This window comes from Bradyrhizobium sp. Leo114, from assembly GCF_055229415.2.
This window is the reverse complement of record NZ_JBUYEN020000033.1, coordinates 1-20,001: the sequence shown is the minus strand read 5'-3', so window position 1 is coordinate 20,001 and position 20,001 is coordinate 1. Positions and strand designations below refer to the sequence as shown.

Here is a 20,001-nt window from a genome sequence, read left to right as displayed (position 1 = left end):
CATCGCGGCAAGCATAGAAACGGCGTCCCTTGATGAACGGTGAAGTCGACGTCAGGCGATCTCTGAGACAAGATATCGATGAGCGTCGGCACATCAGCCTCATGATGGCGCAAAATCGAGACGGCTTCCTCCGCGAGATAGTCAGCGATATCTCCGTTATGTGGCGGATCAAACCCGAACTCGGCCTCCGCGCGCTCCTTGATCGATCGTCGTATCCGCTCACTTTGCTGCTTTGCCGCCATCGAAAGCAGGAACACCGGATCCGCGAGCTTTTCCCGCGGCATGCTTCTCAACTCAGCAATCCCGGCCTGGATGTCTCTGCCTGAACTCTTATTGCGCTCGTGCCCTTGCCCGCCCCGCCGTGCATCACGTGCGCGAGATCTGTTCTTCCGCCCTCGAAACATCACCATGCTCTCCGACGGACGATATATCGCGGCGAACTGGTTAGATGAAAGCGCAAAATTGCGAGCTGCTCGGCCATGGGCCACGCCACTTTCTCGGGTCAGTGGTCCGCTCCTGCGCTAATGCAGATGCTTCGAAGCAGCAAGCAGGCGCGGCCTCCGGTGTGATGGAATTACCCACAGTTCAGGCGAACGAACAGGCCTCAACCAACCCATCCGCTTCAAACAGCGTCTTTAGCCGCCTTCAGAGGTGACGCCTTGACCGACCTGCTGGCTGGCTTGGCCGCGAACTCCATCGGCTCTTTCGTAAAAGGATTTACACCGCTGCGGGCTTCAGTAGCAGGCTTGTTTACGACTGACATCTTGACGAAGCCGGGAATGACGAACTCGCCGCATTCATTCAATTCCTTATAGCCTACAGTCGCCATCTGCTCGATGACGGCCTTTACATCTCCTTTGGAAACCTGCGTTCCTTCTGCAATTGCATCAATCAACTGATTCTTGGTCATCTTGGCCATGATGGATTCCTTATGTGGAGGCTCAGAACGGTTTTGAAGCGCATGAGCTACCAAAGGTACGTCACTCCGATTAAAAGGTGACAAATCACGCGGTTCGCTTCTCGTTCGCACCTGTGATCGTGAAGTCACCGGGCTTAAAACCTATCAGGGCCCAAAACGCAAGGAGCAGTCCGGCGTGTGTTCTTTACCCAGCACCCTGTACCAGAAGCCGTCGTTGGCGTGGAGACGCACCCGGCGCTGATTGCAGTCGGCACCGTTGGTCAATCGCGTACCGGATTCAGCAGATTGACCCACACGGAGACAATGTCCATATGAGACACAAGAAGCGAATGTAGCCTGCCGTTTCGGACAAGCTTGGACGCGGCCAAGTATCTCTGGCGGCGTCATTCACACAGAAGGTTTCGTTCGGGAGCTCCTATGACGACACTGTCTATCCTCGATCACGTCCATGGAGATCCATGGCGCGGCCGTCGGCTGCGGATAGAGCAGCATCCATCAGTCGAGACCAGACAAAGGTGTGGGGGGATGCCGCTGCCCTCGCCTGCGATAGGATCGACCCGGGGTATGGATCTGCGTCCGATTTCGGCGCAGGAACCAACGACACCAGCGCGTCACGAAACGGGCTCTCGGTCGGTCGAAAACACAACGGTGAACCAAGCAGTATGCCGAAGCGTCGTGTTCGCGCGGTCTTGCTCCATCCTATCGACGCCTCTAATCGCCGCGGCCGATCCCTACATCAAGTTCTGACGTTTGTGTCGGAGTGCCCGCATAGTTGGGCCCGCGGCGCGATGGCACAGCCAGCCCGAAGCTGATGCTCGGAACCGCGCCCACAAGCGCCTCGTGGAGGCCTTCCACCGTCTTGATAAAATGCGATGCCGGGGCCCTTGCGGACGCCGGTGGGCGCTGGCGCTTTGTTAGGTTGTGGAGGTCGAGATCGACCCAGCCGCCGTCTCCTCGACCCACGGGTCGGTCGCCTTAGAGGAGCGGGCATCCCATTGACGGGACGACTCAACGGGAGTTTGCTCACAGCGCGAACTCGCAGCATCAGCTCCACTTGCGAGGGTCATCATGTCAGAGCTCGAACACGCGCGCCAACACGCTCACGATCACCATTACGCCTGCGCTAACCTCTTTGGCTGCGGCGACGAGAAGGGAATGGGTATCATCCGCGAGGATATCAAGGACGCCGCCTTTGACAATCGCGCCTCGGATCGCCTCCTCCATATGGACCACGTCGATCAGGAAACTTTTGGTGGCTACTTGTCGGCCCGTGGCCGCTGGCGCCGGAAGTTCCTGCAGGCGAGCAGCTTTCTGGGGGTGCTGGCTGCTGTCGAGCCGTGGTTCACCGGCCTTGCGCAGTCGCAGGAGTCCGGCGCCAGGCCTGTGCGCCGTTCCCAGCCTGACGGTCGCGTGCACGTGATTCCAGGGAAACGGTTCGGCTCGGGGTATTCGACGCCACCCTGCCACCCATTCTCACCGTCGAGTCGGGCGACATCATCAGCTTCCCCGATACTTGGTCGCACTTCCTGAATGAAATGCAGCCGGACGTAACGATCGACACGCTGGCGAAGCTGCGCGTTGACAATCCGGGCAAAGGGCCGCATTCGATCATCGGGCCGATCGCCGTAAACAAGGCCGAGCCCGGCGACGTGCTGGAAATCCGGTACCAGTCGATCCGTCCCTACGAATGGGGCGCGGTGTTCAACAACCCGGGATCGCTCGGCACGGGCCTGCTGCCGCAGGACTATGCGCAGGGCCAGATCAAGTATGTCGATCTCGACCTTGGCGCCATGACAGGCAAGTTTATGCCAAACATCAGCATTCCGTTGAAGCCGTTCCAGGGCACCTTGGGCGTTGCGCCGCCCGACGGCTATTTCCCGCCCTTGAGCCCCGGCGTGATCAGCTCGGTGCCTCCAGGCCCGCACGCCGGCAATCTCGATCTCAGCGAGTTGTCCGAAGGCTCGACGCTCTACATCCCGGTATGGAAGCCGGGCGCCCTCATCTATACGGGCGATAGCCACGCGGTGCAGGGGGACGGCGAGATTTCGCTTACCGCGCTGGAGACACGGATGAAAGAGTTGCGCATCCAAATCATCCTCCACAAGCAGGAAAACCTGGCCTGGCCGGTGGCGGAGACGGACACACATTGGATCGTCATCGGGCTTGACAAGGACCTGAACGCGGCGATGACGCTTGCTGCGCGCAATGCGATCAAGTTTCTGGCGACGCGGGCGAAGATCAGCGAGCTGGACGCCTACGCCCTATGCAGCATCGCCGTGAGCTTCCGCGTGACGCAGGTGGTAGATATCGTCCGGGGCGTTCACGCCCTGATCCCGAAGGCCATCTTCGCTCCCGATCTGAGGCACGAGATGACGGTGGTATAAGCAGCATGCGCCTGCGTAAAGGAATTGCGGTGCCAGAGCATGCCGCGCGGCAATCCAGGGACGACGTGCACTCCAACACCACCTTCTGCCCTTCCGCCCCAATCCAGCAACTGGAACGCTCTTCAGCGAGGATGATGCTGGCGTCGAGGCGCCTCGCTGCCTGTTTGAACAGGCTCTGATTAGAAGGAGGTCGCGATGAGATTGAGAGCGCCACATTTGGCGCGATTACAATTGACGGAAAGACGTATGAGCACGACGTGGTCGTTCGCCTTTCCGGCGAAGTTGTGAAGCGGAAAAAGAAGTTATCAAAGAAGCTCTACGGTACCTCTCACGTACTTTCGGAAGACGAAGCAAAACTTGTCTTCGAGAAGGAGTGCGACCAGGTCGTTATCGGCTCGGGTCAGGTGGGCAACGTGCAGCTGTCACCGGAAGCTGAAGCATTTTCGAAAGAAAGGGTTGCGCGGTTCTTTTGAAGCCGACACCCGAGGCGATCGGAGTGTTCAACCGGTCGCGCGCAAAGAGAACCGGGCTCTTTCACGTGACTTGTTGAAAGAAACGCGAGGGTGATGCCGTGTAGAAGGCATCGGTCACTTGGCCGCAGTCGGAGCGGCTCGACACTTTCTGGAAACTGACCCGGCCAGCCGTGGCGTCAAAAGTAGCGTTGCTGGAATTGATAGATTGCTTGATAGACGCCCGACTGCGCGTGAGCCTCATAGGCTTGTCGGAAAACTTGGAACAGATCCTGATACACGTTCGTGGCTTTGGGATCCGGATCGATCGCATGGTCGATGACGACCATGGCTTGCACAGCCTCGTCGACATCCGCGAAGTGGCCGGAAGCCACCGCGCCGAGTAGTGCCGCGCCCAGGACCGTGCATTCCCGATTGCGCAACAAAACGATCGGCCGGCCCAGAACGCTAGCGTGAATTTCCATGAGCGGTCGCGAGCGCGCGCCGCCACCGGTCATGCGAAGCTCCGATATGCCGCCCTTAAGGTCGCGCGCCATCCCGTCGACCATAAACCGGACTTCACAGGCACACCCTTCCAGCATTGCGCGAACCAGACAGCTGCGGTCGTGATCGAGCCCCAGCCCAAGAAAGGCGCCACGCGCCATGGCATCGTAATAAGGCGTTACCTGGCCGGCGAAAAATGGATGGAACACCACGCCTCGACTGCCTGGCGGCGACGCTTGCGCGGACTCGACGATCAGATCATAGACGTTCGCTCCTTGCTCGGCCGCCTGCGCGCGCTCCAGCTGACCGAAGTGGTCGCGCCACCATTTGAGGCAGCTGCCGATCGAAAACGCACCGCCCTCGGCATCCCATTTACTCGGCACGGCGTGGCCGCCGACATAGGGAGCCGAACCGGTGACGAGGTCGGGACTGTCAAGATGTGCGACCATCATTGCCGCGGTCCCGATGGTCACCTCGGCCAATCCCTGCTTCGTCACGCCGGCACCAACCGCCGCGCACTGCTGATCGCCGCCGCCCCGGCACACCGGCGTGCCCGCTGGCAGCCCAAGCTGCTGGGCGGATTGACGCGAAAGCTTGCCCACCGGGCTGGCCGGCTTGCCGACCGTTGGGAACAGGCTCGGATTAAGCTCGGCAGCCTCGATGACGTCCTTGCTCCAATCGAGGCTGCGGATATCCAGCATTCCGTTCAACGTCAGCGACGAAGGATCGCTCTCGAGACGGTCGGCCCCGAGCCGGTACAGGAAAAACTCCTGACCATTGCAGACATGACGTACGCGTCGCATGAGATCCGGGCGATGGCGCACGAGCCAGGCGAGTTTTGCGATCGACCAGCTTCCGGATATGGGCATGCCGGTGATGCTTCGGAAGCGATCCATACCGAGCCGCTCCGCCAGCAAAGGCTCCATGTCCTTTGCTCGACTGTCGTTCCACAGCACGCAGGGCGCGAGTGGGCGATATTGCTCGTCGAGCAGAATAAAAGTTCCGCGCTGGCTCGACAGGCCGACCGATCGGATGAGTTCATCCCGCACGTTCGCCTGTGCTCGCGCCGTCCGACTGGCCTTGCAGATGCCACGCCAGACATCCTCCACGTCTTGCTCGATCCACCCCGGGTGCGGATAAATGCAAGGGTAGTCGGAGTAGCCGCTCCCGAGCTCGTTGCCAGCTCCGTCAAAGAGCGCAACTTTAGCGCCGGTTGTGCCCGCGTCCACTCCCACAAAGACATCAGTTGCCGTCATCATTGGCACATTCGGTCAGAGTGTCGCTATCCATTCGGTCAGCTTCTCGAAGAAACGCGTCCGCTTCTCGCGCTCCGCCGGACTCAATTGCGCAAGCAACTCGGCCTTCCGCGCAGCCAAATCCTCGACCGCCGGATACTCCCTGATTGGCGTCGCAGCGAGCACCGTGTCGCCTGCTCCCCGCCAGTTGCGGTTCACCGGAAATCCGAATGGCATCAAGGCATCATGCCAGGTCGCGTCAAGTTTGAGCCAGTGCTGATCCTCAAGCACTCGGAGATAGTGATGAAAATCGCAGACGGGATCACCCTCAATCATCACGCGCAGGTCCGCCGGCATGGAAGGATGCGACGGGACGCCGCGATTGAAATGGGCAAAGATGGTGATGATCTCTGCATCATGGCCAATTTGACGGAGCAGATCGCGCAGGAGAATGTGCTTACCCGAACAAGACCCCACATTGTTCGTGATGACCTTCACGGGATCCCGATCCCCGACCGAGCCGTAGGGGATGTTGCGGACAGCGTGATAGAGGTCCGCTAACTCGGTCTTCTGGTCCTTGACATACCTACGCAGGAACGTCGCGTATTTGGATGCTGACATTGTCTCGAACATCCTTCAGCAGGTGGAGATCAAATTGCCAAGTGCTCCGCCAGCACTTCTCGATGCTGGAGAGTTTCCCAGGTCAAGGTCGCGACCACGCTCCCCTTGTCCATGGCATATGCACGTTGCGCCATGTGTGAAATCAGTCCAACGTTCTGCTCGACCAGAAGAATCGAAAGGCCTTCTTCGCGGTTAAGTCTGGTGAGGCTCTCGCCGATCTCCTGGACGATGCTCGGTTGAATGCCGAGCGACGGCTCGTCCAGCAGCAACAGTTCCGGTCGACCGACGAGCGCACGACCGATCGCCAGCATCTGCTGCTGGCCGCCGCTAAAGGTCCCGGCGAGCTGACGCCTTCTCGCGTGCAGTATCGGGAAATATGCATACACCAGATCGTAGCGTGGCCTGACCTTCGCCTGATTGATACCCTCCCCCATCAGCAAGTTTTCCTCGACTGTGAGTTCGGGAAAGATATCCCGCCCTTGGGGCACGTAACCCATGCCCAGCGCCGCGCGTTTATGCGGCGGCAAATTCGTAATTGCTCGCCCCTTGAACCGTATCGATCCGGAACGGGTGGGGAGCAATCCGATGAGAGTCTTCATCAATGTCGACTTGCCAACTCCATTGCGCCCGATCGTTGCGACGATTTCGCCCGCCTCGATCCTCAGGGTGACGCCCTGCAGGATATCGCCGCTACCATATCCAGCCACCAAGTCCTGCACCTCGATGAGAGATCCGAGTGTCATTCTCACCGCTCTCCTAGATAGATTCGCCGGACCTCCTGATTAGCCTCAATCTCCTCCAAAACACCTTCACTGAAGATTTGTCCATTGTGCAGCACCGTCACACGGCGCGCGATGTGGCGCACAAACTCCATATCGTGCTCCACCACCAGCACCGTGAGGCCCTGCCTGTTGAGGTCGATCAGGAAACGTGCCGTCCGCGCGGTCTCGTCGAGAGTCATTCCCGCGGTCGGCTCATCGAGCAGAAGAAGGTCGGGCTCGGTGGATAGCGTAAGGCAGATTTCGAGCCACTGCTGGTGACTGTGGGGCAGCTCGCCGGCCTTGACCGCTGGTCGTGACGCCAGATCGAGGCTGCGCAGCGCCCACCTCAATCGTTCGTTTTCTCGTTCGAACTGAACGCCGCTCGCGATGAGCAGATTCTGTGCGACCGTCAGGTCGCGATAGATGCGGGTGGTCTGAAATTTCTGGCACAAGCCTTTGCGGACCCGGCGATGAGGCGGTAGCCGGGTGATTTCCTCGCCCTTGAACCAGATGTGACCTCGGTCTGGTCGGTGAAGCCCTGACAACAAGCCGAACAGCGTCGACTTTCCTGCTCCATTTGGACCGATGACGCAACGTAACTCGCCGGCAGACACCAGCAAGTTGAGATGATCGACGGCCATAACGCCGCCGAAGGATTTCACGAGATCTTCGGTCCGCAACAGCGGTCGCGCATCTCGATCGGTGAGTTCGCTCATTGCGGCGCCCGTATCACGTCATGTGCCTTCGGTCGCCAACGGCGGTAACCGCGCGCCAACGACACGATGATCCCTTCCGGGAAGAACACCATGGTCAGGAGCAATAGAACTCCCATGATCAGAAAGGCATATTCGCCGCCTCTGACCGCCAATGTGTCTGCCAACCAACGCAGGATTAGTGTTGACACCAAAACAGCGACCAAACTCTTGCGTCCGCCAACTGCCGCCCAGATCACCGGCAAGGTTGCCATGAGCATTCCCGCGCTTGCGGGGTTGATGTAGTTTCCCCAGGAGACGTAGAGGACACCACTGAGCCCAGCCAATGCCGCGGCCAGGACAAACACCTGGATTTGAATGATGGCAACGTTGTACCCAAGCGAGCGCGTACGCTCAGAATCGTCCCTGATCGCGATTACAACGTGTCCGTACCGGGAATTCACCAGGATCCGAAGGCCGAGATAAATCATCAGCGTCAGCACCATGACGAGGTAATAGAGAGCTATGCTCGCGCTGACGAAAGTGATCGAGCCGATTTGAATCGACGGAATTCCGGTCATCCCATTGTAACCGCCCAACAGCACGCTGCCGACACGCCACTGGTAACCCGCCGTTTGCCCAAGGAAGGTTTCCAGGATCAACGACAGTACCAGAAGCAGCAGCGGGATGATCCATCCGCTGACCTGTCCGTAAAAGACGAAGTATCCGAAGATGACGGCCACCAGAGCGGACGCCGAAATTCCTGCCCCGACGCCGACGAGCGTGCCGCCTGGAATGTCGATCAGATTGCCCGCTACCAATCCATAGACGTAACCTGCGATCACGAAGAACGCGCTCTGCCCGAAGCTGAGCACGCCGCTATAGCCCCACAAGAGCGAAAGCCCGAGTGCCATCGGAACGTAAAGACAAAAGTTCGCAATATTGGACAGACCGAACGCTGAGCCAAAACTCGGATAGGCCAGGGCAATCACCGTCGCCGCCGCAAAACACGTCCAGAACGCGGGTCCGCGTCCGAGCTCTTGGGGGCCATTGAGGATCCGCCACATCCTCGTCCCGGTGTTCGGAATGGGTTCTTTCACACCGACGCCCTCCCCATGCGCTGATAACGCAGCTCCTGCCAATAGCCGGATAATCCGCGCGGAAGAAACCTGATTACCACGAGTGCCGCAACGAGGAGGCCGATGCGTCCGATGAAGGTGCCGAGAGCACTGGACAGAGGCGTCGAGATCATGGCCAGCAACGCGGCGCTCGATAGCGCTCCAATGATGGGGTTAGCGCCGCCCCCGATCACAACGGTGATGAACGCGACATCGACGAATTGCGTACCCATCAGCGGAACGATCGTCGTGGTGGGGGCGTACAGCGCACCAGTGAGGCCGGCCAAGGCGGACCCGGCACCGAATGTGAGCAGGTAGATGTGGCGGGTGTCTACGCCGAGGGCGCGCGCCATATCAGCATTTTGCATTGTCGCCCGTGTACGCACCCCGATCTTGGTGCGATAGAATGCCCACCAGGTCGCAAATATTGCGGCAAGCGCGATGGCGAAAAGAAGAAGCCGATAGCCCCCGAACGAGTAGCCCCCATACGAGAAGGTCCACGCCGGCAGCGGCACGGACTGCATCGACGGACCGAGCGTCAGCAGAGTGCCCTGGCTCAGGATCAGACCGACGCTCCAGGTGGCGACAAGCGCGCCGAGTCTGTCACCGTAGAAGCGCCGGACAATGAACCGCTCCAGCGCCATCCCGAACAGGCCAACGCCGACGACGCTAAGCATCATGCAAATCGGCAGTGGAAGATGGGCGCGGTTGTAAGCAAGCGTCGTGATATACGCGCCGAGCATTATCAACTCGCCATGAGCAAGATTGATGACGTTCACCACCCCAAGGATGATGATCAACCCGAGCGCGGCCAACAGCAGAAACGCCATGTTGTCCACGTACTGATACGCGAGGCTCACGAGGTCGGCATAGCTCATCTGTCTACCTTCCTCCGAGGAACATGCAATCCACTAGCTCGGCGCACGCCGCGCTCGTTCCCCCCGCTCCTCCACGTCCCAAATCGGTCTAAGTCTTCTTCGCGAACTTCTTGAAGAACGGGTCCTCGTCCGGGATGTACTGTTTTGACTCCGACTTCCGCACTAGGTTCACGCCGAGCCGGCGCGTCCACCAGGGCTCGATGTAGGGCCATTCAGTCACGAACTGGATGTTATGCTTCTCGTCACAACGCGCGAGGCGGATGTATTGGCTGAGATGATGGGTGGCGGGATCCATAAAAACCCAGCCAGCCGGCGCCTCAACGCCAATGCCGGATTCCAGCGCCTCGATTACGGCCTCTTTCTGCGTCGTGCCGGCGAGGCGGACGGCCTTGGCATAGAGATGGGTCGCGACGTAGGCGCTATGGCCTTCCATAGCCATGTAGGGCTCGTCGGAGAACATCGCGCGCCAACGTTGCACGAACTTGCGATTACGCGGGGTTGGTATCTCCTCCATGTAACTTGCTGTCACATGGAAGCGATCGAGAGACGGCGGTTGGAAGCGCCTATGCTCGTAACCTTGCGCAATATTGATGCTCGACCCCATCGGGATTTTGAGGCCCGCGGCATTTGCCTGCGGATAGTAATTCGAGTGGTTCTGGCCCGTGATGTACATCATGAGCCAATCGGGCTTTGCCTGCTGAATGCGCGCGATACTTGACGCAAATTGCGAAACGCTGAGAGGGATGAACTCCTCGCCAATCACCGTTGCGTTGAGCAGTGGAGCCATCGCCCGCGTCCACGCGGCGCTCAACTGGCCGAAATTGTAGTCCGCCGCCAGGGTGTAGATCTTTGGACCAAAGTTCTTGATCATGTATTGCATGACCGGCACGATCTGCTGTTCAGGGATTGCACCAGTGCAGAATGTGTATTTGTCGGCTACGCCCCCTTCGTACTGGTTGTTGTAGAAGTAGAGCATCTTGTTTTGATACATGATCGGACGGATCGCCTCGCGCTCCGCGCTGGCGAATCCCGCCATGATGACGTCCACCTTGTCTTCGAGAATGAGGCGCCGTGACAAGGCCTGGAACTGGGTATTATCGGATTGCGGGTCGGGCGAAATGAGTTCAATCGAGCGACCGAGCACCCCCTTCTCGCCGGATTGGACCAAATACTCGTCACCTTCCTTCCAAACCGTCGCATCGACCGTCTCGTCACCACCTCGGTCCACCACCTCCTTGATGTTGGCGGTCGGCGGCTTTGCCGCGGTCTTGGCAAACGCGCCAGGACCACCAGGCCCCTGAACACCGCCGTCGAGCGTCCAGCCATCGTTGATTTCCTTGATAGCCAGCTGAGTCCCGTGCCACTTGTTGAGGCCGAAGATGGCGAAGTTGCCTGATCTATCTTCGAGAAGACCGAATTTGATCGAGGGAGTCTCAGCCGCCTTGGCCTGAATGTACGGAAAGGAACTGATGGCGGTCGCAGCGCCGGCTACTGCCGTGGCCTTCACGAATTCTCGCCGCGAGAGCGCGTCTTTGGGGGTGCGAACAGGAGACATACCAGCACCCTGTTCGGTAGTGACAGAGACATTAGCACTCATGTCTTCCTCCCTAGGATTTGGGACGATCGTTTAGTCGCATGTCCTCCGCAGATTAACTTTCGATCCTTTACTCGCGGGCGCAATGCGCGCCTTGGGCGCTGCGCGGACCTTGCCAGCCTTCGGCTGCAACGCCAGCACCGCGCGGGCCAGCGAACTGTCCGCGATCAGCGTATTGATAAATCCGCCACGCATGGCCGCAGCAAGGGCTCGCGCCTTCGCCGCGCCAGTGGCTACACCCAAGGTGGTTGGAATGCGGCGAACATCGGCAAGACCAATCGTGATCAGCCGATTGTAGAGCTCGGTTCGTACGACCTCCCCATCTTCGTCAATGAAATAGGAAAAGACATCGCCGACGGCTCCTGCCCTTTTCAAGGACCTCAATTCCGTCGCGGAAATGTACCCGCTCGTAATTAGCATGGACTGAATTGCCGGCCTAACCGCGCCGATACCGACAATCGCCAAATCGAGCTCACCGAAATATTTAAAAGTATCGCGGATATTGCTGTCCCGCATCAGCAGTTCGCGCGTCCGCCTGTTATCGACGATTCCTGGCGCATGCAGCAGGATAGGCTGCACATGAAGCTTCTGCGCAAGGCGACGCGCGACTTCGTGGCAATCGAACTGCATCGATAGCCTTTTGTTGCCGCCGGTGATTTGCACGACCTTCGTGTTCGAAAGATCTAGAGGCTCAAGCGCATTGATAAGTTCGAATGTCGTACTTCCCCATCCCACTCCGATCGTCCGATGCGCGCTTAGCCTGTCTCTAAGAAACGAGACCGCCGATCGGCACGTCACCTGCTTCATCTGATCCGGTGAAATGTCGGGCGGCACATCAACGATCAGGGCTGCCTTGAGCTTGAACGCTGTTTCCAGCGCCTTCCGGAGCTCAACGTTTTCGCTAGTTGGGACGCGGATCTCGATATTGACCACGCCTGTGGCGATGGCCGCCTTAAGAAGTCGACCAACGCGGTGCCTCGAAATACCGAGACGATTTCCGATCTCAGCCATGGTGAGATGGCTGCGATAGTAGTGATGCGACACCCGCATCATCAGGTCGTAAGGCGTCGCCATGGGTATACCATTTGAGCAGATCGCGCTCAATTGTACGGCGAGGTGGAAGTGCAGGTCAATACACGCACCAGGAAGTGTTCCGGGCGTACGAAGCCACCACGCGACCGCATGTTTGCAGCTTCCATTTCGCGTCAGCACACCATCTGCATGAGGCTTTTGGGCATGAACCTTTTGCACATGCGAAGGCAGGTTCGCTGTCGCGGATTGCCAAACCGGATGGAGGAAAGTTCCGCCGATGCCGTTTGCCGTGCGAGCTTGACTCCGCTCTGCGAACTCAATTGAATTGAGTCACCATCGTTGGTGATCGCTGCGGTAGATAGGCAGCCTGCAGCCTCCCGTTCGCTTGTGGGAATGGCCAATGAGCGACATTTCGGGCGCGCAAAGCGAGCTCACGATTGCCTGTATTCAAATGGAGCCGATCGTGGGCGCCAAGCAGGCCAACGTCGCCAAAAGCTTGGAATGGAGCGGACAAGCGGCACTCAACAGCGTCCGCCCATCGTCCTCCTTGAGCTCGCGGACTCCGGTCACGTTTTTCGCGACCGGGACGAAGCTTCGCACTCGCCGTACGCTCAAGGGGAAGCAAGTGCTTTTGCGAATTCTCGATCTCATTCGGCATCGCGACTTGCTCACCGTGGCGTCCGAACAATAGGGGAAAGCGTTACGTAAGGGGGCGGCGGATCAGAGTAGCAGTATGACCCATCGTCAGAAGACGGACGTGCTGATCCCAGCGAGCAGGACGCTCGCAGAGGAGATCACTTCTCCGTTGAGCTCGGCCCGTAGATGGCTGACGATCTTCGGAGTTTCCATCGTGCTCGCTGCCTTCCTGCTCAGTAGCCCGATCGTGCTCGGGGAATACGCGCAACAGATTCTCTCGCAGGCATTTTTCTTCGCGATCGCAGCCGTCACGGTCGATCTCCTGTGGGGATACACCGGTGTCCTGACATTTGGTCAGTCGGCCTTCTTCGGCATCGGGGTCTACATGGTTGCCATCGCCTTGGCGTACTACGTCGACGGGGCGCTCGCCACCGCAGGAGTGATTTTCGCTGCCATGGTCGGCGCGGCCTTGGTCGGAGCTGCCGTGGGTTGGCTCTCTTTTTGGGACCGCGCGTCGCCCATCTACGTTGCCATCGTCACGCTCGCACTTCCTGTCGTATTCACGCAGATCATCCTGAGTGGGGGAGCCTACACTGGATCAAGCAGCGGGCTGCCCATCCCAGTGCCGTTCCTTTCCATCACGGAGTGGTACTATATCGCGGGCGGGCTCCTTCTCGTTGTTGCCATGGGCGCGTACGTTTTCGTTTCGAGTGACGCTGGCCGAGTTCTGCTCGCCATTCGCGAGAACGAGGAGCGCTGCCGCTACCTTGGTTTAAACACTTCGTACCTGAAGATTCGTCTCATGGCCGCATGCAGCGCCATCGCGGCCATGGCCGGCGCCTTCTACGTACTGTTTAGCAGCGTCGCGGCTCACTCCTATGGGGATTTCGTCTTCGGAACCGAACTTGTCGTTTGGACAGCCTTGGGTGGGCGCGGGACACTTATTGGTCCGATCCTCGGCACGGTCGGGGTCAACTACGTCTCGGCGCTGCTCGGAGGCAACCTGCCATTCATCTGGTTGCTCTTTGTGGGGCTCGCCTTCGTACTCGTCGTCGTGTATCTCCCTCAGGGACTCGTCCCGGCAATCGGCCAGGGCCTGTCAGTGTTGGTCAGCCCCATCAGGCAACTTCTCAATCGAGGACGGAATGCAGCGTCCGCTGACGCGCAGCCAGGAGCATGGGCAGGCACCGCCGTCGCCCTTTCAAGCCCGGGGGACATTCTGGGTCAGCGGCGCAACGTGATAGGCTCGCCGGACGAAGCTCCAGTGCTGGAGCTACGTGATGTTGGCATGCAGTATGGAAGCCTCGTGGCGCTCCATGGGGTCTCGCTCAAAGCATACCGCGGCGAGGTTGTTGGGATTATCGGGCCGAACGGGGCCGGAAAGACGACTCTGCTCCGCTGCATCGCTGATGGCCGCGAGCGTTCGACAGGCGAAGTGCTGATAAATGGTCATCGCATCGACCGGCTCCCGCCGCAACGCTGCGTGGCCTTTGGCGTTAGTCGGAAGTTCCAAACTCCCAACGTTTTCGATGCGCTGACGGTCCTGGACTGCCTTCGCGTGGCGCGGTCATATCGAAAGCCTACATCCCTTTGGCGACGGTCGCGGACAGTCGAGTTACCTGAGCCCGCGCTTGACGCGGTGGAAGTCTCTGGACTGACGACCATGCTCAACGAGCGGGCGGGTCATCTGTCTCATGGCGCCAAGCAGGCGCTAGAGCTCGCTATGGTACTCGCCCAAGAGCCGACCGTGCTGCTACTTGATGAGCCGACCGCGGGTCTCACACGCGACGAGCGAGCGGCGATCGGGAGCGTGCTGACAGAGTTGGCCCAGAGCCACCGGCTGTGCATTTTGCTCATCGAGCACGATCTCGACTTCGTCCGCAAAATCAGCACGCGACTGGTCGCCCTTCACATGGGAAAAGTTCTGCTCGACGGGCCGCTATCGGAGATTGCCGACTCGGACCTCATCCGTTCGATTTATGTCGGAGGAACCGCATGATCGCGTCAGTGGCCCCACGCGGCCTCGCCGTCGGTAGCTTGGAGGGTGGGTACGGCAGCTCTCGAGTGCTCCACGGAGTGACCTTCCACATCGGACCTGGGGAGATCTTCGGGGTCCTCGGTAAAAACGGCATGGGCAAAACGACTTTGCTGAAGACCGTTATGGGATTGCTACCACCTCGGCGCGGCCAAGTCGAACTGCTTGGTGAAAATGTAACCGGCTGGCCCCCATACCAGATCACGAGGCTCGGAGTCAGTTACGTCCCCCAGGAAAAGTCGATTTTCCAGGATCTCTCGGTGGAGGAGAACCTCAGATTGGCGTTGCGAGGGCCTTCGAGCTTCGACGAGCGATTGATCGCGGTGGCGGGATGGTTTCCGTTCTTAACCGCCAGACGCCAGCAGCGAGCAGGCACGCTGTCCGGTGGCGAGCAGAAGATGCTCCTGATGGCACGAGCACTACTGACGCGCCCGCGTCTGGTCCTGATCGACGAGATCACCGAAGGCCTGCAACCCGCAGTGATCACACGTCTTCAGGACATCCTGGCACAGGAGCGACGCGCCCATGGGACCACCATCGTACTTGTAGAGCAAAATGTCAGGTTTGCTTTGGCGTTGGCCGACCGATACGCGGTCCTGAAGGTTGGAACGATTGTAGAGACCGGCAATTCGAGCGACCCCGGGGCGCAGAAAACTATAGAGCGTCACCTTGCGATTTAGCCGAACGAGGCCTGCGTCCGGAACGCTGCATCCTTTTGAACTGGGAGAAGGGAGAAAATCCAATGCGAAAGGTTTATGGGATCCAACTACTGCTCCTGATGTCAGCCTCATTGCTTCTGGCGGTCGCACCAGTGCGGTCGCAGGAGAAAAAGCCGGTCGTGATTGCCATACCTGTTGGCCTCAGCGGGGTGAACAGCGTTGTCGCGCCGGCAGTCGTGCAGTCGGCCGAACTCGCGGCCGACGAGCTGAACGCGAAGGGCGGCATTCTCGGCCAGCCGGTAAAGGTTGTTCCTCTTGATGACGAGAGCGGGCCGGCCGGCGCAGTCAAGGCATTCAACACGGGCATCCGCCAGGACAAGGCCGACGTCATCATCACCATGGAAACGAGTGCGGCGCGCAATGCCGGCGCGCCGATCGCCGAGCGGGCGAAGGTTCCGTTCATCTACACCTCATTTTACGAGGGCCGGGCATGCGGAGAATACCTGTTCGTCAATGCCTGGGTCCCGGAGCAGGTCGTGCCCCCACTCATCAAGTTCATGACCGACGAGAAGAAGGTCAAACGGTGGTCCGCAGTTGGGAGTGACTATGCGTTCGGGCGCGGGATGATCGAGGCTGCAAAGAAAACGATCAAAGATATGGGCGGGATAATTCTCGGCGAAGAATACCAACCACTCCAGCAATCGGACTGGACGGCTATCATTAGCAAAATCCGAGCAGCGAATCCCGATGGTATCATCTACTCCACGTCTGGCGGCGGCCCCAACATCGACTTTCTCAAGCAGCTGAAAGCAGCCGGGCTCACGATGCCGATCGGAAGCCTCTCCATCGATGAGCTGACTGCGGAGGCAGGCGGCAACGCGGCCGAGGGCGTGTACTACACGGGAGACTATTTCACGGGCATCGACAATCCCGAGAACAAACGCTTCCTCGAGGCGATGAAGAAGAAGTTCGGAGCGGAGCTGAAGACGCCAAACGCACTTTCCGAGCAAGAGTACGACGGGCTGCACGCGTATGCGATGGCCGCTGAAAAGGCTGGCACCACGAATGCGGATGCCATCATCAAGGTCCTGCCCACGGTCGTGTTTGAGGGGCCGCGCGGGTCCGTTCAGATGAACAAACAGAACCACGCGCCGCTTCCGATCTACTTGGCGCAAGTCCAAGCCGATGGCAAGACGAAGGTGCTGAGGGACTTTGGGCTGATCGATCCGGGTGACCAGTGCCCGACTCGCTGATAGTGCAGGAAAAGCAGGAGGCTGATCGCTATGTACACGATCGAACTCTTCGACGTCGTCACGACGGCGGGGGTCCTGTACATCGTGGCGCTCGGCCTCCTGATCGTCTACGGTGTCCTGAAGATCATCAACCTTGCACACGGCGCTTTTCTTGCGCTTGGCAGTTATGCAGCAGTCGTTGCTACTTGGCTTGGCTGGAATCCGTGGAGCGCGTTGTTGATCGCTCTTGCGGGCGGTGTCGTGGTCGGAGCGGTAACGGAGTGGCGAGTGCTTCGGGGCCTCTATGTCCGGCCGCTCGACACGATCCTCGCGACTTGGGGTCTGAACATCATCATTGTCCAGAGCATTACGCTCTATTTCGGACGCGAGATTCAGTTCACTGAGAGTGCCATCACACAAGCCGTGAGCGTCGGCGGAGTCACGTATTCGCTGTATCGTCTCGTCCTGCTCCTCGTTGCAATCGTGCTGGGCGTCGTCGTGTGGCTGGTCATGCGCCGAACCCAGATTGGCCTCGTAGCCCAAGCGGTCATCATGAACGAGGAGCTGGCACAGGCGCTCGGCATCAACACCCGGTTCGTCCGCTTTGTTACCTTCTGCCTCGGTGCTGGCCTGGCGAGTCTGGCCGGCGCCTTAATCACGCCACTTGTGAGCGTGCACCCGAACCTTGGTGTGCCCTGGCTGATCAACGCATTCATGCTAGTGCTCGTCGCCGGGGTGTCACTTGGCAATCTAGCACTCGCTGCCTTGATCCTTGGTGGCGCTCAGGTGCTGGTCAGCTCGTACGGTAACCCCGTGCTTGGAAGCCTCACCATCATCATCCTGGCCGTGATCATCCTTCGATTCCGTACAATTGCGACGTGAGCGGAAAGCCCGCGCCGGTAACCGGATTAGAACGCTGTGTGATGTACTTCCGGACAGGACTAATGCTCATTCTGCTGCCTCTGTACAATCGCCATATTTGGCCGGCCAATTGCAACTAGAGGGTTGCGGACACCTTGGCCCGGCGCGCCGAGTTCATAGTGCGCAAACTCGTTATACCCACAATCAAAGGAGCCGAGCCATGCTCTCGCGTCGTTCCCTCGTTTTTGCAGTGGTTGCCGCAAGCACAGCCTTCGCGGCGCCGGCTTTCGCCGTCGAGACCCGACCGTTCGATGCTGACTCCTTCGCGGCGGTGCAGGAGGCAGACAGGCCGATTTTGGTTGCGATCCATGCGTCCTGGTGTCCGGACTGCCAGAAGCAGAAACCGATCCTGAGCGAATTGACGGCACAGCCCGAGTTCAAAGACCTCATCTACTTCACTGTCGACTTCGACAATCAGCAGGACGCGGTGAAGTTTTTTGGCGCTGGTAGGCCTTCCACGCTGATCGCGTTCATAGGCAAGACTGAAACCGGCCGCTTGGTAGCCGACACTGAGCGTTCCGCTATCGCCGTGCTTTTAGCTAAGACGCGCCCGGCCAATCGGGGGTAGCGATCAGTCCGGCCCGGTCAAGGCGGCCGTGATGCCGCCGATCTCAGCGTCGACGAGACGCGCGGTCGCCGAGGATGAACTGGCGCAGGCGATCGACCTGCTCCCGCCCGCCCAAAGAAAAACCCGGCACTGAGGCCGGGTTATATGTTCGACATAATTTCGCCAGCGCGAGGCCGGCGGTTTCGAATTCATCCGACTCTTAGATTTTCAGCGGACGTCTTGCCCCTGTTGGTCATCTCTTCGTAGCTGACCTTGGTCCCCTCATTGAGACCGCTCAGCCCCGCTTTTTCAACGGCCGAGATGTGGACGAAGACATCCTTGCCGCCCTTGTCAGGTTGAATAAATCCATAACCTTTGGTTGCATTGAACCACTTCACAATACCCGTTGCCACGCCGGCACTCCATTTTTGAACCAATGGCGGTAATTTAGTGCGGCCCGACGGTTCAGGGCAAGAAAAAGCCGCCTGCACCCTGCCCCCTGACAGCTCGGTCCATGCCCGGGGCGAGCTGGTTTTCTCCGGCTCTGGGCCCCGTAGTCTCTTCGTCCGCCTCTTGCCCATCGGCACGGCTAGCGAGGCGACGCGGAACAGTCCATTTGTGGAAACGTTGAATGGTCGCACACAGGATCCATGTGTGTAGCGCCCAAAGGCAGCTCGGTCCGGATTTGTCCCCTGGGCCGGGCTGCTACTATGTGGGCCATTTCACAAGACGTCCGGCAGCGTCTTGCTAGCATCCTTGGTGCTGGCATTTTTTGGTAGCCGGCCGCGTCAAATCAATGAGATAGCCCAGAGCATCAATCAGTTCGTGCGCGCCAGCTACCGCATGCAGCACAACAAGTTCGGCCCCCTCTCTGGACATGCCGGCCTTCCAGGAAGGCGTGACGCGGCTCGACCATCAGCCGGGGACTTTGGAGCGGTTAAAGGTGGGGACATGAAAAACCCCGCCGTAGCGGGGCTGATAACCGTCAGGCGCAGAGAAGGAATCGCTCGGGTTCCTGTTCGGTTTCCCTCTTCCTACGAAGGATCTCTTCGAAGCGGCGCTTGTCAACGCCCTCTCCCACTCGGGATCGTCGCATAGCGACGTCACCGCCGCCCTGCGCCCGCGCTCATGCAACAGGGTTGGGGTACAACCGGGTTGTCCGCTCCGCCCCACCTCTCGCGCGTACCCGAGCGAGTGATATTCAATCAGCCGGTTGAAGTTGCTGTTCGTCGCCACGGGCGAGCCGTGCGGCTGCGAGAAGGTCAGCACACCGCCGGCAAGCAGGCTAGTTTGGAACCGATTCTTCGTCGCAAGGTTGGAAGCGCGCACACACGATCACCAACCGTGCTGTGCACTGTCCCCTAGCAGCTCGGTCCGCACCTGACCGGGCTGCTTCTTTTGGGCTCCGAGCCCGTAGACCCCACGTCAATCCCCAAGGCCTAGCGGCTTGCTCTGGCGGCGCCCGGACGCGATGCTTAGGAGATGGCTACGAAGTCCAGAGAGAGCATTTTTGGCGCATCAGTGCGAGCGGCAGCCGAAACAAGCGGCCAAGGCGCGCAAGGACGCAGATCGGCTCGCATGCCAAGCCTGGAACATGCGCATGCTGGCCTTTCACGGACCGGCGCAGCCCTCGCCTGCGCTCGGCGACGCGCTCAATGCCGGCTACAGCTATCTCGAGGTGAAGTGCCTGGGCTGCAGTACCCGTCAGACGGTCGCCCTCGACATCATCCGCCGGCGCAAGTCGACACCCATTCACGAGCTCGAGCGCTACATGCGCTGCAAGC

20 protein-coding genes and 1 pseudogene are annotated in these 20,001 nt (G+C 59.4%); 10 read left to right on the top strand and 11 right to left on the bottom strand.

Annotation, left to right across the window (positions count from 1 at the left end; translation table 11 throughout):
- Nucleotides 1-32: 32 nt before the first annotated feature.
- The gene (locus tag ACZIRK_RS31580) at nt 33-326 is read left to right on the top strand and encodes a hypothetical protein (RefSeq protein WP_165435096.1); all 294 of its coding nucleotides are present in this window, start codon (nt 33-35) and stop codon (nt 324-326) included.
- Between the two features lie 296 nt (nt 327-622).
- On the opposite strand, the gene ACZIRK_RS31575 is transcribed toward ACZIRK_RS31580, so the two are convergent.
- The gene (locus ACZIRK_RS31575; protein ID WP_130224561.1) at nt 623-919 is read right to left on the bottom strand and encodes an HU family DNA-binding protein; all 297 of its coding nucleotides are present in this window, start codon (nt 917-919) and stop codon (nt 623-625) included.
- Between the two features lie 711 nt (nt 920-1,630).
- A complete protein-coding gene (locus ACZIRK_RS31570) occupies nt 1,631-1,882 on the bottom strand; it encodes an adenosine-specific kinase (RefSeq protein WP_474418797.1) in 252 nt (83 codons plus the stop codon).
- A gap of 105 nt (nt 1,883-1,987) precedes the next feature.
- Here ACZIRK_RS31570 and ACZIRK_RS31565 point away from each other — a divergent pair, with 105 nt between their 5' ends.
- From ACZIRK_RS31565 to ACZIRK_RS31555, 3 genes are all read left to right on the top strand, one after another.
- Complete coding sequence (locus ACZIRK_RS31565) at nt 1,988-2,449, top strand: hypothetical protein (RefSeq protein WP_130224559.1); 462 nt, start codon at nt 1,988-1,990, stop codon at nt 2,447-2,449.
- The gene (locus ACZIRK_RS31560; protein WP_349645058.1) at nt 2,380-3,303 is read left to right on the top strand and encodes an acetamidase/formamidase family protein; all 924 of its coding nucleotides are present in this window, start codon (nt 2,380-2,382) and stop codon (nt 3,301-3,303) included. Before ACZIRK_RS31565 ends, ACZIRK_RS31560 begins: the two co-directional genes overlap by 70 nt.
- 257 nt (nt 3,304-3,560) lie before the next feature.
- Entirely contained in the window at nt 3,561-3,776 is a 216-nt protein-coding gene (locus ACZIRK_RS31555; protein WP_207230966.1) for a hypothetical protein, read from the top strand.
- A gap of 176 nt (nt 3,777-3,952) precedes the next feature.
- On the opposite strand, the gene ACZIRK_RS31550 is transcribed toward ACZIRK_RS31555, so the two are convergent.
- The 8 genes from ACZIRK_RS31550 to ACZIRK_RS31515 form a co-directional block, all read right to left on the bottom strand.
- Nucleotides 3,953-5,515, bottom strand: a complete 1,563-nt coding sequence (locus ACZIRK_RS31550; RefSeq protein ID WP_130224555.1) for a xylulokinase — start codon at nt 5,513-5,515, stop codon at nt 3,953-3,955.
- Nucleotides 5,516-5,527: 12 nt separating this feature from the next.
- Nucleotides 5,528-6,112, bottom strand: a complete 585-nt coding sequence (locus ACZIRK_RS31545; protein ID WP_130224553.1) for a transglutaminase domain-containing protein — start codon at nt 6,110-6,112, stop codon at nt 5,528-5,530.
- 29 nt (nt 6,113-6,141) lie between these two features.
- Nucleotides 6,142-6,855: an ABC transporter ATP-binding protein gene (locus ACZIRK_RS31540; protein WP_130224551.1), complete on the bottom strand. Its 714-nt coding sequence runs from the start codon at nt 6,853-6,855 to the stop codon at nt 6,142-6,144.
- 2 nt (nt 6,856-6,857) lie between these two features.
- A complete protein-coding gene (locus tag ACZIRK_RS31535; protein WP_130224549.1) occupies nt 6,858-7,589 on the bottom strand; it encodes an ABC transporter ATP-binding protein in 732 nt (243 codons plus the stop codon).
- Nucleotides 7,586-8,665 carry an ABC transporter permease subunit gene (locus tag ACZIRK_RS31530; protein ID WP_130224547.1) on the bottom strand — a complete coding sequence of 360 codons (1,080 nt, stop codon included), beginning with the start codon at nt 8,663-8,665 and terminating at the stop codon, nt 7,586-7,588. The genes ACZIRK_RS31535 and ACZIRK_RS31530 overlap by 4 nt, the downstream gene beginning before the upstream one ends.
- Nucleotides 8,662-9,561, bottom strand: a complete 900-nt coding sequence (locus ACZIRK_RS31525; protein ID WP_130224545.1) for an ABC transporter permease subunit — start codon at nt 9,559-9,561, stop codon at nt 8,662-8,664. The genes ACZIRK_RS31530 and ACZIRK_RS31525 overlap by 4 nt, the downstream gene beginning before the upstream one ends.
- Before the next feature lie 88 nt (nt 9,562-9,649).
- A complete protein-coding gene (locus ACZIRK_RS31520; RefSeq protein WP_130224543.1) occupies nt 9,650-11,158 on the bottom strand; it encodes an ABC transporter substrate-binding protein in 1,509 nt (502 codons plus the stop codon).
- Between the two features lie 30 nt (nt 11,159-11,188).
- The gene (locus ACZIRK_RS31515; RefSeq protein ID WP_130224541.1) at nt 11,189-12,229 is read right to left on the bottom strand and encodes a sugar-binding transcriptional regulator; all 1,041 of its coding nucleotides are present in this window, start codon (nt 12,227-12,229) and stop codon (nt 11,189-11,191) included.
- 691 nt (nt 12,230-12,920) lie between these two features.
- On the opposite strand from ACZIRK_RS31515, the gene ACZIRK_RS31510 reads away from it, so the two are divergent.
- The 5 genes from ACZIRK_RS31510 to ACZIRK_RS31490 all read left to right on the top strand — a co-directional run bounded on the left by ACZIRK_RS31510 (nt 12,921) and on the right by ACZIRK_RS31490 (nt 18,238).
- On the top strand, nt 12,921-14,822 hold the full coding sequence (locus ACZIRK_RS31510) for a branched-chain amino acid ABC transporter ATP-binding protein/permease (protein WP_130224539.1): 1,902 nt from the start codon (nt 12,921-12,923) through the stop codon (nt 14,820-14,822).
- 77 nt (nt 14,823-14,899) lie between these two features.
- Nucleotides 14,900-15,538, top strand: coding sequence for an ABC transporter ATP-binding protein (locus ACZIRK_RS31505; protein WP_245474584.1), 639 nt, complete (start codon nt 14,900-14,902; stop codon nt 15,536-15,538).
- 62 nt (nt 15,539-15,600) lie between these two features.
- Entirely contained in the window at nt 15,601-16,770 is a 1,170-nt protein-coding gene (locus ACZIRK_RS31500) for a substrate-binding protein (RefSeq protein WP_207230965.1), read from the top strand.
- A 30-nt stretch (nt 16,771-16,800) separates the two neighbouring features.
- Nucleotides 16,801-17,631, top strand: coding sequence for a branched-chain amino acid ABC transporter permease (locus tag ACZIRK_RS31495; RefSeq protein ID WP_456645924.1), 831 nt, complete (start codon nt 16,801-16,803; stop codon nt 17,629-17,631).
- Between the two features lie 199 nt (nt 17,632-17,830).
- A complete protein-coding gene (locus ACZIRK_RS31490) occupies nt 17,831-18,238 on the top strand; it encodes a thioredoxin family protein (RefSeq protein WP_130224533.1) in 408 nt (135 codons plus the stop codon).
- Nucleotides 18,239-18,426: 188 nt separating this feature from the next.
- Here the strand turns inward: ACZIRK_RS31490 and ACZIRK_RS31485 are convergent, their stop codons facing one another.
- Nucleotides 18,427-18,630 (bottom strand): cold-shock protein, encoded by a 204-nt coding sequence (locus ACZIRK_RS31485; RefSeq protein ID WP_028165752.1) that lies wholly within the window; start codon nt 18,628-18,630, stop codon nt 18,427-18,429.
- 1,069 nt (nt 18,631-19,699) lie between these two features.
- Here ACZIRK_RS31485 and ACZIRK_RS31480 point away from each other — a divergent pair.
- Nucleotides 19,700-20,001 (top strand): annotated as a pseudogene (locus ACZIRK_RS31480) (hypothetical protein); the annotation flags it as partial.

Coding starts and splice junctions, on each gene's coding strand:
- ACZIRK_RS31580 (WP_165435096.1), top strand. CDS start 33: ATGAACGGTGAAGTCGACGTCAGGCGATCTCTGAGACAAGATATCGAT.
- ACZIRK_RS31575 (WP_130224561.1), bottom strand. CDS start 919: ATGGCCAAGATGACCAAGAATCAGTTGATTGATGCAATTGCAGAAGGA.
- ACZIRK_RS31565 (WP_130224559.1), top strand. CDS start 1,988: ATGTCAGAGCTCGAACACGCGCGCCAACACGCTCACGATCACCATTAC.
- ACZIRK_RS31550 (WP_130224555.1), bottom strand. CDS start 5,515: ATGATGACGGCAACTGATGTCTTTGTGGGAGTGGACGCGGGCACAACC.
- ACZIRK_RS31545 (WP_130224553.1), bottom strand. CDS start 6,112: ATGTCAGCATCCAAATACGCGACGTTCCTGCGTAGGTATGTCAAGGAC.
- ACZIRK_RS31540 (WP_130224551.1), bottom strand. CDS start 6,855: ATGACACTCGGATCTCTCATCGAGGTGCAGGACTTGGTGGCTGGATAT.
- ACZIRK_RS31535 (WP_130224549.1), bottom strand. CDS start 7,589: ATGAGCGAACTCACCGATCGAGATGCGCGACCGCTGTTGCGGACCGAA.
- ACZIRK_RS31525 (WP_130224545.1), bottom strand. CDS start 9,561: ATGAGCTATGCCGACCTCGTGAGCCTCGCGTATCAGTACGTGGACAAC.
- ACZIRK_RS31520 (WP_130224543.1), bottom strand. CDS start 11,158: ATGAGTGCTAATGTCTCTGTCACTACCGAACAGGGTGCTGGTATGTCT.
- ACZIRK_RS31515 (WP_130224541.1), bottom strand. CDS start 12,229: ATGGCGACGCCTTACGACCTGATGATGCGGGTGTCGCATCACTACTAT.
- ACZIRK_RS31510 (WP_130224539.1), top strand. CDS start 12,921: ATGACCCATCGTCAGAAGACGGACGTGCTGATCCCAGCGAGCAGGACG.
- ACZIRK_RS31500 (WP_207230965.1), top strand. CDS start 15,601: ATGCGAAAGGTTTATGGGATCCAACTACTGCTCCTGATGTCAGCCTCA.
- ACZIRK_RS31495 (WP_456645924.1), top strand. CDS start 16,801: ATGTACACGATCGAACTCTTCGACGTCGTCACGACGGCGGGGGTCCTG.
- ACZIRK_RS31490 (WP_130224533.1), top strand. CDS start 17,831: ATGCTCTCGCGTCGTTCCCTCGTTTTTGCAGTGGTTGCCGCAAGCACA.